Here is a 14600-nt window from a genome sequence, read left to right as displayed (position 1 = left end):
TCTGTGGATAAGTAGTCTGTAGTATTGATTATACAAGAACTTATTCTATTAACTAACTGTGTACAATCAGTGATTTTCATACGGATAACTTTTTTATATGTTATTATTTTAGACTAAATTAAACTAAATATTCATGATTATAAAAGTTCTTATTGCATTCATGATTAAAAAAAAATATTTTTTAGGTAAAAATTAAATTTAACAATACAATCATTTAAATTTAATGGAGAAAAAAATGTTTGGCATATCGAAAAAAAAGATTGGTTTTCTTATTTTATTTTTTCTTATTATCAGCTTTATTTTATTTTATTGGAAATATCCTTTTGTAATAAATAAAAAAAATTCAGAACTTTTAAAATATGAAGAAATCACAAAAAAAATAAATAAAAAAAACGTTAAAATTTTACATGAAGTAGAAAATTTTATTATTAAAAATAACAACATTTATGGAACCTTAACAGCTTTATCTCTAGCTAAAAAATATGTGCTATATAAAAATTTCGATAAAGCATATATTCAGTTAAAAAACAGTTTGAAGTATACAAAAGAAGAAAATTTAAAAAATATTTTAAAATTAAATATGGCAAAAATACAAATTCAAACAAACAAAAACAAGGAAGCAATAGATATTCTCGAAACAATTAATAACCATAATTGGGATAATATAATTGAGAATATGAAAGGTGATATTTTTGCTATGAAAAATAATAAAAAACAAGCGCTAAAATGTTGGAAAAAAAGTTTTTTAATTGAAGATTCTAATGCATCTAAAGAGATTATTAATATGAAAATCAATGAATTAAAAAAATAAAAATAAATTTAATAAATGAAAAAATAAATGCAAAACATAAAAATATTAAAATTTATTTATATAATACAAAATTATTAAAAAAGAGTGTATATTTAAAATGATACCTATTATTGTATTAATCGGCCGTACTAATGTAGGAAAATCTACTTTATTTAATGTTTTAACAAAAACTAGAAATGCATTAGTAGCTAATTATCCAGGAATTACTAGAGATAGACAATATGGATACTGCACATTAGAAACAAATCAAAAAATAATTTTAATTGATACAGCAGGTCTAGATATCAAATCGAACGAAATAGAAAAAAAAGCATATCAACAAACATTAATAGCTATAAGAGAATCTCACTTAATTTTATTTCTAGTAGACGCTCAAGATGGATTAATGCTGCAAGAATATGAAATTTCTAAAAAAATAAGAATTTATCAAAAAAAAACTATTCTAGTTATTAATAAAATTGATGGTATTAATCACACTTCTACATTCAATGAATTCTACTCTTTGGGATTTGAAAAAATACAAAAAATTTCTGCTAGTCATAATCAAGGAATAAATACTCTTATTACTAAACACTTAATTCCTTGGATAAAAATAAATTTTAAAAAAGAAAAAATAGATCAATCATATAAAAATGAAGAACCAAAAAAATCAGTAATAAAGGTAGCCTTTATTGGTCGACCAAATGTCGGAAAATCAACTTTAATTAATGGAATTTTAAAAGAAGAAAGGATGATTACATGCAATATTCCTGGTACAACATTAGACAGTATATCAACAAATATTAAATATAATTATGAAAATTATACCCTAGTTGACACTGCAGGAGCGGCTAAAAAAAAGAAAGATATTAATGATTTTGAAAAATTTTCAATAATAAAAACGTTACAAACTATTGAAAAATCTAATGTGATATTATTAATAATAGATGCAAGTATTCAAGTATGTCATCAAGATTTATCATTAGCTGATTTTATTATTAATTCTGGAAAGGGGATTGTTATAGTTGCAAACAAATGTGATTTATTAAATTCTTTAGAATTCAAGAAAATAAAAGAACTAATTAAAAACAAATTAAAATTTCTTTATTATTCAAGAATACATTTGGTATCTGCGTTATACAAAAAGGGAATATTTCAATTATTTAAATCAATCAATGAGTCTTATAGAGAATCTAAAAGAAAGATCAGTACATCAATGCTTACAAAAACCATGCATATGGCAATTAAAAAACATCAACCACCGATTATAAAGGGACGTCGAATAAAATTAAAATATGCACACTTAGGTAGTTCTAATCCACCTAAAATTATTATACATGGTAATCAAGTTAAATATTTATCTTTACCTTATAAACGATATTTAACAAACTTTTTTTATAACTGTCTTAAAATAAAAGGAACACCTATTCAAATAAAGTTTAAAGATAACGTAAATCCCTACATAAAAAATAAAAGTTAACATTCTGTAGTATAATTTACATTATATAAAGGAATCTCTACTGTAATATCAATATCCCCAATAATAGCTTGGCAACTCAAACGACTTTCAGATTCGAGACCCCAAGCTTTATCTAAAACATCATCTTCTTTTTCAGACCATCCTGAAAGAGAACAAAATCCTTTTCTTATAATACAATGACAAGTACTACAAGCACATGATTGTTCACATGCGTGTTCTAATTTAATATTATTTCGTAATGCAACAGTTAATATTGTTTCTCCTTGCTTTGCTTCAAATTCGCCACCCTGTGGTAATATAATCTTATGAGGTAAAAATAAAATTTTAGGCATTATATATTCTCTTTTAAAATATTTTTAACAGTAGAAGAATCAATAGCATTCTTAAGTTGTAATGAAAAAAAATTTTTACTCACTTCATCTAATTTTTTTAGATTAGTTTTCATAGAAAAAAAATCATCTTTCTCAATAGATTTTTGCAATTTTTCTTGGATGTATTTTATTTTTCTTAGTTCTTCTTTAGTAATTAATTCTTTATTTTTTTTTAAAGATTGGTTTAAAATTTCTAAAATACGAATAGATTCAATTTTTTTTTCTTCTTTTACTCTAAAATAATAATCATCTTTTGAATATTTTAAAGAATCTTCTAATATTTCAGGAACATTTACATTTTTCAAAATAATATTATTATCAATTTTAATATTTTTTTCTTTATTACTGTAGCTATCTAAAACTTTTATATTAATTAATCCATCTGTATCAACTTGAAACGTAACTAAAATTCTAGCTAATCCAGCTTTTTGGGGTTTAATACCTCTTAAAACAAAACGAGACAATGAAATACAATTTTTTACTGATTCTCTTTCACCTTGTACAACATGTATAAGAATAGATGTTTGATTATCCTTATAAGTTGTAAATTCTTTTGTTTTTGAAATAGGAAGTGAAGTATTTCGTAAAATAATTTTTTCGACAAATCCACCCATAACTTCAATACCTAATGACAGCGGTATTACATCTAACAATATTATTTTGTTTTTAACACAATTATTATTCATAAGCATATTAATATGCATAGCTGCGCCTATTGCTACAACTTGATCAGGATTAATTGAATTTAATGGAATTTTTTTAAAAAATTTTGAAACTTCTGTATAAACTAACGGAACACGAGTAGAACCACCTACCATTATTACTTCTTCAATCTTATTAACTGATAAATTAATTTCTTCAAATAAATTCGCACAAATTAATAAAGTTTTTTTAACAAAATTAATAATAATTGAATTAAATTCATCAAGAGTAATATGACCTTTCCAATTTAAAAAATGAATTTTAACTATTTCATGTTTTGTTAATTTTAACTTTATTGATTTTGCAATTTGAAGTAAAGATGCTTGAAAAAATTCATTGCATCTATTTAATAAATTTGATTTTTTATAAATATAATTTGCCAGAGCATAATCAAAATCATCACCACCTAAATTAGAATCTCCACTAGTGGCTAATACTTCAAATATGCCTTTGTTATTTAAATTTAATATAGAAACATCAAAGGTTCCACCACCTAAATCATATATAACGATAATGCCTCTTTTTTTTATTTGTAAACCGTATGCTACAGCAGCAGCAGTAGGTTCATTTAATAATCTTATAAGATTAATTTTAGACTTAATAGCAGCTTTTTTAGTTGCTTTTTTCTGGAGATCATTGAAATATGCTGGAACTGTGATAATACTTGCATCTATTTCTTGATTAAATAAAAAAACAGCTCTTTTCTTTAAATGTTTTAATATCTCACTAGAAACATCAATAGGGGTAATATAACCTGCATTTGTATGAAAAAATATATCTTCATTCTGATCTTTTTCAATGATATATGGAAGGACTGGAAATTTATTTTTAATAAAATCAAGAGAACGACCTAATAAACGTTTTACAGAAGTAATTGTATTAGAAGGATCTTTAACAACATTTTCTAAAGCTTCCCAACCTACTGATATGCTATTTTGTTTATATTGAACAATTGATGGTAATAAATAACGTTTTTTTTTATCTAATAATAAAATTATATTATCTTTTCTAACTGTAGCAGCTAGAGAATAAGTAGTCCCAAGATCAATACCTAAAAATAATTTTTTATTATGTTTTTTTTTAAAAAAAATCATGTAAAATTATCCTAATTTGTTCGTCTTAAAAACATATTATATTCTTTTTTTAAATTATCTTGTATTTTTTTAAAAAAAAGCAATTTTGCAATTATTTGAATAACTTCTTCATATTTTTTTTTCTCAAATTTTATTTCAATTTTGTTTTCACAGTTCATAATTCTTTTTTCTATTTTTTCTATAAAATTATCTAAATGTTGTTTATTAAAATTATTTTTTTTTAATTCATCTAATTCTTCATATAAAGAAAAATATTTCATTAAAAAATTATTATTTTCTAATAAAATAGTTTCTTTTTTTATTTTAAAACCATTTAAAAAAAGAAAATATATTGCTCTACTTAGAAAATTTTTTAAAGTTTCATAACCTTTATTAATTTGTATTGATTTTTCTAAAATTATTTTTTTTTTAGCTTCAGAATCATTCATAAACAAATCAGGATGAAATTTTAATTGTAACTTATAAAAATTTTCAGAAAGTAACTTTTCATCAATTTTAAAATTTTTTGGCACTTTAAATAATGAAAAATAATTCATAAATCACCTATATCAAATTTAACAGCATAAAATATAAAAAAAATAACATGTTGAAAGAAAATATTCTTTCAACACTAAACAATTATAGAACTAATTTAAATGTTTTTTGCTTTTATAATCAGCTATAGCCGCTTTAATAGCATCTTCTGCTAAAATAGAACAATGAATCTTTACGGGAGGAAGATCCAATTCTTCTACTATAGTGGTGTTTCTAATTGATTCTGCTTCTGTTATCGATTTACCTTTAACCCATTCAGTAACTAACGAGCTTGATGCTATAGCAGAACCACAACCATATGTTTTAAAACATGCATCTTCAATAATACCTTTCTCATTAACTTTTATTTGTAATTTCATCACATCGCCACAAGCAGGTGCACCTACTAATCCACTTCCTACATTAAGATCGGAATTAGAAAAAGATCCAACATTTCGTGGATTTTCATAATGATCCATCACTTTTTTACTATAAGCCATTTTAAATTACCTTATATTAATTATAGTTTTTAACTATGATCCCATTCTATACTATTTAAATCAACTCCTGATTTAAACATTTCCCATAAAGGAGAAAGTTCACGTAATCTATTAATAGACTGATGAATTAGTTTTATTGTGTGTGTAATTTCTTCTTCTGTAGTAAATCTACCAATTGAAAAACGAATAGAACTATGAGCTAATTCATCTTTTATACCTAAAGCTTTTAGAACATAAGAAGGTTCTAAACTAGCAGAAGTACAAGCAGAACCAGAAGAAATAGCTAAATCTTTAAGAGCCATAATTAACGATTCACCTTCAACATAATTAAAACTAACATTTAATATATGAGGTACACCTTGTTGTAAATCACTATTTAAATATACTTCTTCAATATTTTTAATACCATTCCACAGAAAATTTCTTAATTTTGTTAAATGAATAAAATCATCATGTATTTTCTTTTTGGCCAGCATAAATGATTCACCCATTCCTACAATTTGATGAACCGGTAGTGTTCCTGAACGCATACCTCTTTCGTGACCTCCTCCATGTATTAAAGATAATAATCGAACACGTGGTTTGCGACGAACATAAAGAGCACCAATTCCCTTTGGGCCATAAACTTTATGAGCGGAAAAAGACATTAAATCTATAGATAATTTTTTTAAATCAATAGGTATTTTTCCTACACTTTGAGTTGCATCTACATGAAAAAAAATTCCATTATTTCGGCAAATTTTTGATATACTATTAATATCTTGTATAATACCAATTTCATTATTTACATGCATAATTGAAATAAGTATAGTATCTTTTTTTATATTTTTTTTTAAATCATTTAAGTCAATAATACCATTATTTTTAGGAGTGAGATAAGTCAGAATAAACCCTTTACTTTCTAAATATCTACAGGTATCTAAAACAGATTTGTGTTCTGTTTTACTAGTAATAATATGTTTACCTTTATTTTGGTGGAAAAAAGCTATTCCTTTTATAGCCAAATTATTAGCTTCAGTGGCACCGGAAGTAAAAACAATTTCACGAGAGTCTGCTCCAATTAAATCAGATATTTGATTGCGTGCGATATCAACTACTTCTTCTGCATTCCAACCAAATTTATGAGAACGTGATGCAGAATTCCCAAAAACTCCATCAATTGTTAAATAATTCATCATTTTCTTTGCAACTTCAAACTCTACAGGAGTAGTTGCCGCATAATCTAAATAAATAGGAGTTTTCATAATAAATTTTTACCTTTAAATGACATTATAGAAAATATATTCTATCATTTTAATAAAATTTTAAATCTAAAAATTACTAAAATTTAATTTTTTTAAAATATGTAAAATACATACTGGACTTTTATTTCTATTAAGAATATAATATATTTAACAATAATTTATAATTATTAGGGGTGTAGTTCAATTTGGTAGAGCATCGGTCTCCAAAACCGAAAGTTGTAGGTTCAAATCCTTCCACCCCTGCCAAAATTCACTAATTGAAAATTTTTTAATAATTACTTTTAAATTTATTCAAATTATTAAAAAATAAATCAATATCACTAAATATCACTATTATATAAATATATAATTCCTGCTTTTTCTTAAAAAATTTCTAAATATATATTTCCAATAAAAAATTTTTTTCAAGTAAAACTTATTAATAAAAAGTTTTATAAATTAATTTATATGGTAAGAAAGAATTTTTAAAAATTTTTATCTTTGGAGTCATCTAAAATGCCTAAATATCGTTCTTTTACAACTACTCAAGGTAGAAATATGTCTGGAGCAAGATCATTATGGCGTGCTACAGGTATGACTGATGAAGATTTTAAAAAACCAATTATTGCAGTAGTTAACTCTTATTCTCAATTTGTTCCAGGACACATTCACTTAAATGAAGTTGGAAAAATTATTTCTAAAGAAATTCAAAAATCAGGTGGTGTTGCAAAAGAATTTAATACTATTGCGATAGATGATGGAATAGCTATGGGACATTCAGGAATGTTATATTCTTTACCATCACGTGAATTAATTTCTGATTCTATAGAATATGTAATTAATGCACATTGTGCCGACGCAATGATTTGTATTTCAAATTGTGACAAAATAACTCCAGGTATGCTTATGGCAACTTTACGTTTAAATATACCTTCAGTTTTTATTTCTGGTGGTCCAATGGAAGCAGGTAAAATACAAAAAAACAATAAAACAATAAAAATTGATTTAGTTGATGCTATTATTCACGGAGGAGAAACTAATAAATCAGATGATTTTCTTAAAAATATTGAACTATCCGCTTGTCCTACATGTGGTTCTTGTTCAGGTATGTTTACAGCTAATTCCATGAATTGCTTAACAGAAGTAATGGGTTTATCTTTGCCTGGAAATGGCACTTTATTAGCAACCCATATCGATCGTAAAAATTTATTTATAAAATCAGCTAAAACTATAATTAAAATTACTGAAGAATATTATAAAAAAAACAATAAAAATGTTTTACCAAGAAATATTGCTAATAAAGAATCTTTTGAAAATGCAATGATATTAGATATTGCAATGGGAGGTTCAACTAATACTATTTTACATTTATTAGCAGCAGCTCAAGAGGCAAAAGTTGATTTCAAAATGTCTGATATTAATGAACTGTCTAAAAAAATACCCCATATTTGCAAAGTTTCACCGAGTACTTCACGATATCACGTAGAAGATGTTCATCGCGCAGGTGGTGTTATGGGTATTTTAGGTGAATTAAATCGTTTTAATTTATTGCATAAAAATACAAGAAATATATTGCAACTTAATTTAGAAGAAACATTAAATAAATATGATATTTTATCGACAAAAAATCTCGATATAATTAATATGTTTCAAGCAGGACCCGGTGGGATTCGTACAACAAAACCATATTCTCAAGATTTCAGATGGAAAACATTAGACAATGATCGTAAAAAAGGTTGTATTCGTTCTTGTAAATATGCTTATAGTCAAGATGGAGGATTAGCTGTTTTATATGGAAATTTAGCAAAAAATGGTTGTATAATAAAAACCGCAGGAATAGATAAAGAAAACTATATTTTTTCTGGAATTGCAAAAGTATATGAAAGTCAAGAAGAAGCAGTAAATGCTATTTTACATGGAAAAATAAAACCAGGTAATATTATTGTTATTCGTTATGAAGGTCCGAAAGGGGGACCAGGAATGCAAGAAATGTTATATCCAACTACATATTTAAAATCTATGCGTTTAGATAAAACGTGTGCATTAATTACTGATGGTAGATTTTCAGGAGGGACATCAGGTATTTCTATAGGACATATTTCACCTGAAGCCGCAAACAAAGGTATAATTGCTTTAGTAAAAAATAATGATATTATTGATATCAATATTCCACAAAGAATTATTCACTTGGATATCACAGATAAAGAACTATCTAATCGTGTTCTTGAAGAAGAATCAAAAGGATCTTTAGCTTATAAACCTCATAATCGTAAAAGATATGTTTCTTCTGCTTTAAAAACGTATGCTTTCTTTTGTACTAGTGCTGATAAAGGAGCGGTTAGAGATAATAAAAAAATATCTAATATTTAAAGAATTAGTTTTAAACTAAAAAATATATTTTTAAGATAAAGGAATCTTTACCACATGAATTATTTTAATACATTGAATTTTAGTCAAAAAATCAATCAAATAAATAAATGTCGTTTTATGAAAAAAAAAGAATTTAACAAAAAAAATGATATTTTAAAAAATAAAAATATAGTTATTATTGGTTGTGGTGCTCAAGGTTTAAATCAAGGATTAAACATGAGAGATGCAGGACTAAATGTTTCTTATGCATTAAAAAAAAATAGTATTTTAGAAAAAAATCAATCTTGGATTAACGCTATTGAAAATAATTTCAATGTAGACAATTATGAATCACTAATACCAAATGCCGATTTAGTAATTAATTTAACGCCTGATAAACAACATCATGATGTTATAAAAAAATTACAAAAATTAATGAAAAAAAATTCTTGTTTAGGTTATTCACATGGTTTTAACATTGTAGAATTTGGAGAAATAATAAGAAAAGATATCACTGTTATTATGGTTGCTCCAAAATGTCCTGGAACAGAAGTACGAGAAGAATATAAACGAGGATTTGGAGTTCCTACATTGATTGCAGTTCATTATGAAAATGATATCAATAAAATAGGATTAGAAATTGCAAAAGCATGGGCTTTTTCTATTGGAGGACATCGTGCAGGTGTACTTGAATCATCATTTGTAGCCGAAGTAAAGTCAGATTTAATGGGTGAACAAACAATTTTATGTGGAATGCTTCAAACTGCTTCATTATTATGTTATGAAAAATTAATTAAAGAAAACTATGATTCAGCATATGCTTCAAAATTAATACAGTATGGATGGGAAACTATTACAGAATCTCTTAAACATGGTGGTATTACTTTAATGATGGACCGATTATCTAATTCATCAAAAATAAGAGCTTATAAACTTTCTAAGAAAATTAAGAAAATATTATCACCATTATTTCAAAAACATATGGATAATATTATTTCAGGTGAATTTTCTACTGAAATGATGAAAGATTGGGCGAATGGAGATAAAAAATTATTAAATTGGCGATATAATACAAAAAATACAGATTTTGAAAAAGCTCCTTTTTATCAAGAAAAAATACCAGAACAAGAATACTATGATCATGGTATATTAATGATTGCAATATTAAAAGCCGGTATTGAATTATCTTTTGAAAAAATGATCCAAACAGGTATTATAGAAGAATCAGCTTACTATGAATCATTACATGAATTACCATTAATTGCGAATACTATTGCAAGAAAAAAATTATATGAAATGAACAAAGTTATTTCAGATACTGCTGAATATGGTAGTTATCTTTTTTCTGAAGCAGCATATCCTATTTTACAGAAATTCATGTTAACTCTTGAAAAAAATGATCTTGGTTGTTCACTACCTAATCAACCAATAGATAATATTGAGTTATATAAAATAAATCAAAAGATTCAAAATCATTCAATAGAAATTATTGGACGTAAACTAAGAAGTTATATGAGTGAAATGAAATCTATTAAAGTTGCAAGATAAAAATTAAAATACATAATTTTTATTTATCAATTCAACAATGTCATCTATCAATTAAATATTAATATTTTATGTCTCTAAATCTTGCTCAAAAAAATGCTATTGAATTTACTAATGGTCCCTGTCTGATATTAGCAGGGGCTGGTTCTGGAAAAACAAAAGTTATTATCAATAAAATCATTTATTTAATTAATAAATGTGAATATGAACCCGATAATATTGCAGCAGTAACTTTTACCAATAAAGCTGCTTATGAAATGAGAATGCGCTTATCACAATGCTTAAATATCTCAAAAATAAAAAAAATCACTATTTCAACTTTTCATTCATTGGGATTAGATATCATTAAGAGAGAAATTGATGAATTAGGATTTAATTATAATTTCACTCTATTAGATGAAAAAGATCAAGTGAGCTTATTAAAAAAAATATGTAAAAAAGAAATATACAATAATATTCAATCATTAAAAAAATTAAATTTTATGATTTCTTATTGGAAGAATAAATTTCTTACTCCTTTACAAGTTCAATTGTTGGCAAAATCTAGTGAAGAAAAGGATTTTGCATATATTTATGAACAATATAATAGTTATCTTTATCGAGCTAATATATTAGATTTTGATGATTTAATTTGTATACCAACATTGTTATTAAAAAATAACAAAAAAATAAAAGTACGTTGGCAAAAAAAAATTTCTTATTTGTTAGTAGATGAATATCAAGACACAAATAATAGTCAATATGAATTTATTAAAATGCTTACTAATACTAATTCTAGTTTTACATTAGTTGGAGATGATGATCAATCGATTTATTCATGGAGAGGAGCGAATCCTCAAAATATCTTTTTATTAAAAAAAGATTTTCCTAGTTTAAAGGTTATAACAATGGAACATAATTATCGATCTTCAGGTAGAATATTAAAAGCTGCTAATATTCTTATTGCTAATAATATGCATTTTTTAGAAAAAAAGTTATTCTCCAAACTTAAATATGGAAAAATTATAAAAGTTCTAATAGGTAAAAATGAAGAAAATGAAGCTGAAAAAATAGTTAAAAAAATTATTTCTCAACATTCTAAAAAAAAAATAAAATATCAAGATTATGCTATTTTATACCGTGGTAATTATCAATCTCGAATTCTTGAGAAAGCTTTAATAAAAGAAAATATACCGTATAACATTTCGGAAAAATCATCATTTTTTTCTCACCCTGAAATTAAAGATTTGTTAAGTTATCTTCGTATTGTTATTAATCCAGATGATAATCATGCATTCCTGAGAATTATTAATATTCCTTCTCGTCAAATAGGAAAAATTACATTAAAAAAATTAGAAGAATGGGCAAAAAAAACAAATAAAAGTCTTTTTCAAGCAAGTAATGATATATTAATAAAAAATTTTTTAAAAGAAAAAACTGTCAATAGAATAAAAAAATTTATTTTTAAAATAGAAGAGTTTTCCAAACTATCTTATTCACAACCGCATAATATTTTAGATTATATTATCGATGATATTAAATACGAAATATGGTTATCTAAAATTTTGAAAGAATCCAATAAAATTAAAAACAGTATAAATAACATTTATACTTTATCAAAATGGTTTAAAAATATGCTTAAAGGAGATAATTTTGAACAACCAATGACTTTGTCACAAATTGTCACACGAATGACAATTCGTGACATTCCAGAAAAAAATATAAGAGAAGAACAACAGGATCGAGTACAATTAATGACTTTACATGCTTCTAAAGGATTAGAATTTTCTTCAGTATTTATAATTGGTATGTGCGAGGGAATCTTGCCTACTCAAAAAAGCATTGATAACAATAATATAGAAGAAGAAAGAAGATTAACTTATGTAGGAATAACTCGAGCAAAAAAACAGTTATTTTTTACTTATTGTGGTAAACGGAATCAATATGGACAAATATTAGATATGCTACCTAGTAGGTTTTTATTTGAATTACCTCAAGAAGATTTGCAATGGGATAAAAATATTTTTTCAAATCAATCCATCAAAAAAATAGAACAAATTAAATTAAAAATATCTAATTTAAAAAAAATATTAAAAAAAAAATAGAACAATTTTAAATAAAATTTTTTAAATTTAGTTTTAAAAAATTATTAAAAATGATATTATCATATTATATACTTTTAAATTATAAAAATTTAAATTTTATTTATTTAAAATTTCTTACGACTGAGTAAACATATCAAAATGAATAAAATAGTTAAACTAACCGATCAAAATTTTAAAGAAGAAGTTTTAAACTCAAAAAGTTTTGTTTTAGTTGATTTTTGGGCTCAATGGTGTAATCCTTGTAAAATTTTAGCACCTATTTTAGAAGAAATATCAAAAGAATATTCTAATAAAATTATTATTGGAAAATTAAATATTGAAGAAAATCCCAATACTGCACCAGTATATTCTATCAGAAGTATTCCTACGTTATTATTGTTTCATAATAGTGAAGTTCTTGCTACTAAAGTTGGAGCAATATCTAAACTACAACTGAAAGAATTTTTAGATGAACACATTAGCTAAAATTATTAAAATAGTTAATTAAACACATTAAAAATTTAATTCTATTTAAAATTTATTAGTAAATTTTAAAATTATGTCATAATTTTTATTTCGAGATATACCCCGATTTTACTAAGAACCCACCATTATGAACCTTACCGCACTTAAAAATATGCCAGTTTCTGAACTAATTACTCTTGGTGAAAAAATGGGGTTGGAAAATTTAGCGCGTATGCGTAAACAAGATATTATTTTTGCCATCCTTAAACAACATGCAAAAAGTGGAGAAGATATATTTGGAGACGGTGTTTTAGAAATATTACAAGATGGATTTGGTTTTCTACGTTCTGCAGATAGCTCTTATTTAGCTGGTCCTGATGATATTTATGTTTCACCAAGTCAAATTCGTAGATTTAATTTACGTACAGGTGATACTATCGCTGGAAAAATTAGACCACCTAAAGAAGGTGAAAGATATTTTGCTCTACTTAAAGTAAATGAAGTCAATTATGATAAACCTGAAAACGCAAGAAGTAAAATATTATTTGAAAATCTAACACCATTGCATGCTAACTCTAGATTACGAATGGAACGTGGGAATGGATCCACTGAAGATTTAACAGCAAGGGTATTAGATTTAGCATCACCTATCGGACGGGGACAAAGAGGATTAATTGTAGCACCTCCAAAAGCCGGAAAAACAATATTACTTCAAAATATAGCACAAAGCATTGCTTATAATCATCCAGATTGCGTTTTAATGGTATTGTTGATTGATGAAAGACCAGAAGAAGTAACTGAAATGCAAAGACTAGTCAAAGGAGAAGTAGTTGCTTCTACTTTTGATGAACCTGCATCAAGACATGTTCAAGTTGCCGAAATGGTTATTGAAAAAGCTAAAAGACTAGTTGAACATAAAAAAGACGTAATTATTTTACTTGATTCTATTACTCGTTTGGCAAGAGCTTATAATACAGTAGTGCCGGCATCTGGAAAAGTCCTAACAGGAGGAGTTGATGCTAATGCTTTACATAGACCTAAAAGATTTTTTGGTGCTGCACGCAATGTAGAAGAAGGAGGAAGTTTAACAATTATTGCGACTGCACTAGTAGATACTGGTTCTAAAATGGATGAAGTAATTTACGAAGAGTTTAAAGGAACAGGTAATATGGAACTTCCGTTATCTAGAAAAATTGCAGAAAAACGTGTTTTTCCAGCTATTGATTACAATCGATCAGGAACTAGAAAAGAAGAGTTATTAACTTTGCCAGATGAACTCCAAAAAATGTGGATTCTAAGAAAAATTATTCATCCTATGAGTGAAATAGATGCAATGGAGTTCTTACTTAACAAACTCTCTATGACTAAAACAAATGATGAATTTTTTGACATGATGAAACGTTCATAAACTTAAAAATATTTTTAATATTTATTAAATGTAAATTTTTTTAAAAAAAGCTGGACAATCAAGATTATTACTTTTAAAATCTAACTTGTTTTTATAT

Annotated in this window: 12 protein-coding genes and 1 tRNA gene; 8 read left to right on the top strand and 5 right to left on the bottom strand. The window is 25.3% G+C overall.

All coding sequences use genetic code 11. The features are described from left to right. Nucleotides 1-235 precede the first annotated feature (235 nt). Together D9V71_RS03105 and der are read left to right on the top strand one after the other, a co-directional pair. A complete protein-coding gene (locus D9V71_RS03105; RefSeq protein WP_158340911.1) occupies nucleotides 236-811 on the top strand; it encodes a YfgM family protein in 576 nt (191 codons plus the stop codon). Between the two features lie 97 nt (nucleotides 812-908). Next, nucleotides 909-2270: a ribosome biogenesis GTPase Der gene (gene der, locus D9V71_RS03100; protein WP_158340909.1), complete on the top strand. Its 1362-nt coding sequence runs from the start codon at nucleotides 909-911 to the stop codon at nucleotides 2268-2270. On the opposite strand, the gene fdx is transcribed toward der, so the two are convergent. The 5 genes from fdx to D9V71_RS03075 form a co-directional block, all read right to left on the bottom strand. Then, a complete protein-coding gene (gene fdx / locus D9V71_RS03095; RefSeq protein ID WP_158340908.1) occupies nucleotides 2267-2602 on the bottom strand; it encodes an ISC system 2Fe-2S type ferredoxin in 336 nt (111 codons plus the stop codon). The two genes, der and fdx, sit on opposite strands and share 4 nt — an antisense overlap. Continuing rightward, nucleotides 2602-4437, bottom strand: a complete 1836-nt coding sequence (gene hscA / locus D9V71_RS03090; RefSeq protein ID WP_158340906.1) for a Fe-S protein assembly chaperone HscA — start codon at nucleotides 4435-4437, stop codon at nucleotides 2602-2604. Before hscA ends, fdx begins: the two co-directional genes overlap by 1 nt. 11 nt (nucleotides 4438-4448) lie before the next feature. Further along, entirely contained in the window at nucleotides 4449-4973 is a 525-nt protein-coding gene (gene hscB, locus D9V71_RS03085) for a Fe-S protein assembly co-chaperone HscB (protein WP_158340904.1), read from the bottom strand. Nucleotides 4974-5063: 90 nt separating this feature from the next. After that, nucleotides 5064-5450, bottom strand: a complete 387-nt coding sequence (iscU, locus tag D9V71_RS03080; protein ID WP_158340902.1) for a Fe-S cluster assembly scaffold IscU — start codon at nucleotides 5448-5450, stop codon at nucleotides 5064-5066. Nucleotides 5451-5479: 29 nt separating this feature from the next. Further along, nucleotides 5480-6694, bottom strand: a complete 1215-nt coding sequence (locus D9V71_RS03075; RefSeq protein ID WP_158340901.1) for an IscS subfamily cysteine desulfurase — start codon at nucleotides 6692-6694, stop codon at nucleotides 5480-5482. Between the two features lie 169 nt (nucleotides 6695-6863). Between D9V71_RS03075 and D9V71_RS03070 the strand changes: the two genes are divergently transcribed. The 6 genes from D9V71_RS03070 to rho all read left to right on the top strand — a co-directional run bounded on the left by D9V71_RS03070 (nucleotide 6864) and on the right by rho (nucleotide 14503). Next, nucleotides 6864-6940: transfer RNA gene (locus D9V71_RS03070), tRNA-Trp, on the top strand. A 249-nt stretch (nucleotides 6941-7189) separates the two neighbouring features. Beyond that, nucleotides 7190-9043, top strand: coding sequence for a dihydroxy-acid dehydratase (ilvD, locus tag D9V71_RS03065; protein ID WP_158340899.1), 1854 nt, complete (start codon nucleotides 7190-7192; stop codon nucleotides 9041-9043). Nucleotides 9044-9097: 54 nt separating this feature from the next. Continuing rightward, complete coding sequence (gene ilvC, locus D9V71_RS03060; RefSeq protein ID WP_158340897.1) at nucleotides 9098-10570, top strand: ketol-acid reductoisomerase; 1473 nt, start codon at nucleotides 9098-9100, stop codon at nucleotides 10568-10570. A 68-nt stretch (nucleotides 10571-10638) separates the two neighbouring features. Continuing rightward, nucleotides 10639-12651 (top strand): DNA helicase Rep, encoded by a 2013-nt coding sequence (rep, locus tag D9V71_RS03055; RefSeq protein ID WP_158340895.1) that lies wholly within the window; start codon nucleotides 10639-10641, stop codon nucleotides 12649-12651. A 138-nt stretch (nucleotides 12652-12789) separates the two neighbouring features. Continuing rightward, nucleotides 12790-13116, top strand: a complete 327-nt coding sequence (gene trxA, locus D9V71_RS03050) for a thioredoxin TrxA (protein ID WP_158340893.1) — start codon at nucleotides 12790-12792, stop codon at nucleotides 13114-13116. 127 nt (nucleotides 13117-13243) lie between these two features. Next, nucleotides 13244-14503 (top strand): transcription termination factor Rho, encoded by a 1260-nt coding sequence (gene rho / locus D9V71_RS03045; protein WP_158338928.1) that lies wholly within the window; start codon nucleotides 13244-13246, stop codon nucleotides 14501-14503. Nucleotides 14504-14600: the final 97 nt, after the last annotated feature.

It is taken from the genome of Buchnera aphidicola (Macrosiphum euphorbiae), assembly GCF_005237295.1.
Classification (GTDB): domain Bacteria; phylum Pseudomonadota; class Gammaproteobacteria; order Enterobacterales; family Enterobacteriaceae; genus Buchnera; species Buchnera aphidicola_AP.
This window is presented reverse-complemented; position numbering and strand designations above follow the sequence as displayed.

What these genes read in the sequence shown, in the direction of transcription:
- D9V71_RS03075 (WP_158340901.1), bottom strand. Translation starts at nt 6,694, where the DNA reads ATGAAAACTCCTATTTATTTAGATTATGCGGCAACTACTCCTGTAGAG.
- rho (WP_158338928.1), top strand. Translation starts at nt 13,244, where the DNA reads ATGAACCTTACCGCACTTAAAAATATGCCAGTTTCTGAACTAATTACT.
- trxA (WP_158340893.1), top strand. Translation starts at nt 12,790, where the DNA reads ATGAATAAAATAGTTAAACTAACCGATCAAAATTTTAAAGAAGAAGTT.
- hscB (WP_158340904.1), bottom strand. Translation starts at nt 4,973, where the DNA reads ATGAATTATTTTTCATTATTTAAAGTGCCAAAAAATTTTAAAATTGAT.
- iscU (WP_158340902.1), bottom strand. Translation starts at nt 5,450, where the DNA reads ATGGCTTATAGTAAAAAAGTGATGGATCATTATGAAAATCCACGAAAT.
- der (WP_158340909.1), top strand. Translation starts at nt 909, where the DNA reads ATGATACCTATTATTGTATTAATCGGCCGTACTAATGTAGGAAAATCT.
- D9V71_RS03105 (WP_158340911.1), top strand. Translation starts at nt 236, where the DNA reads ATGTTTGGCATATCGAAAAAAAAGATTGGTTTTCTTATTTTATTTTTT.
- ilvD (WP_158340899.1), top strand. Translation starts at nt 7,190, where the DNA reads ATGCCTAAATATCGTTCTTTTACAACTACTCAAGGTAGAAATATGTCT.
- rep (WP_158340895.1), top strand. Translation starts at nt 10,639, where the DNA reads ATGTCTCTAAATCTTGCTCAAAAAAATGCTATTGAATTTACTAATGGT.
- ilvC (WP_158340897.1), top strand. Translation starts at nt 9,098, where the DNA reads ATGAATTATTTTAATACATTGAATTTTAGTCAAAAAATCAATCAAATA.
- fdx (WP_158340908.1), bottom strand. Translation starts at nt 2,602, where the DNA reads ATGCCTAAAATTTTATTTTTACCTCATAAGATTATATTACCACAGGGT.
- hscA (WP_158340906.1), bottom strand. Translation starts at nt 4,437, where the DNA reads ATGATTTTTTTTAAAAAAAAACATAATAAAAAATTATTTTTAGGTATT.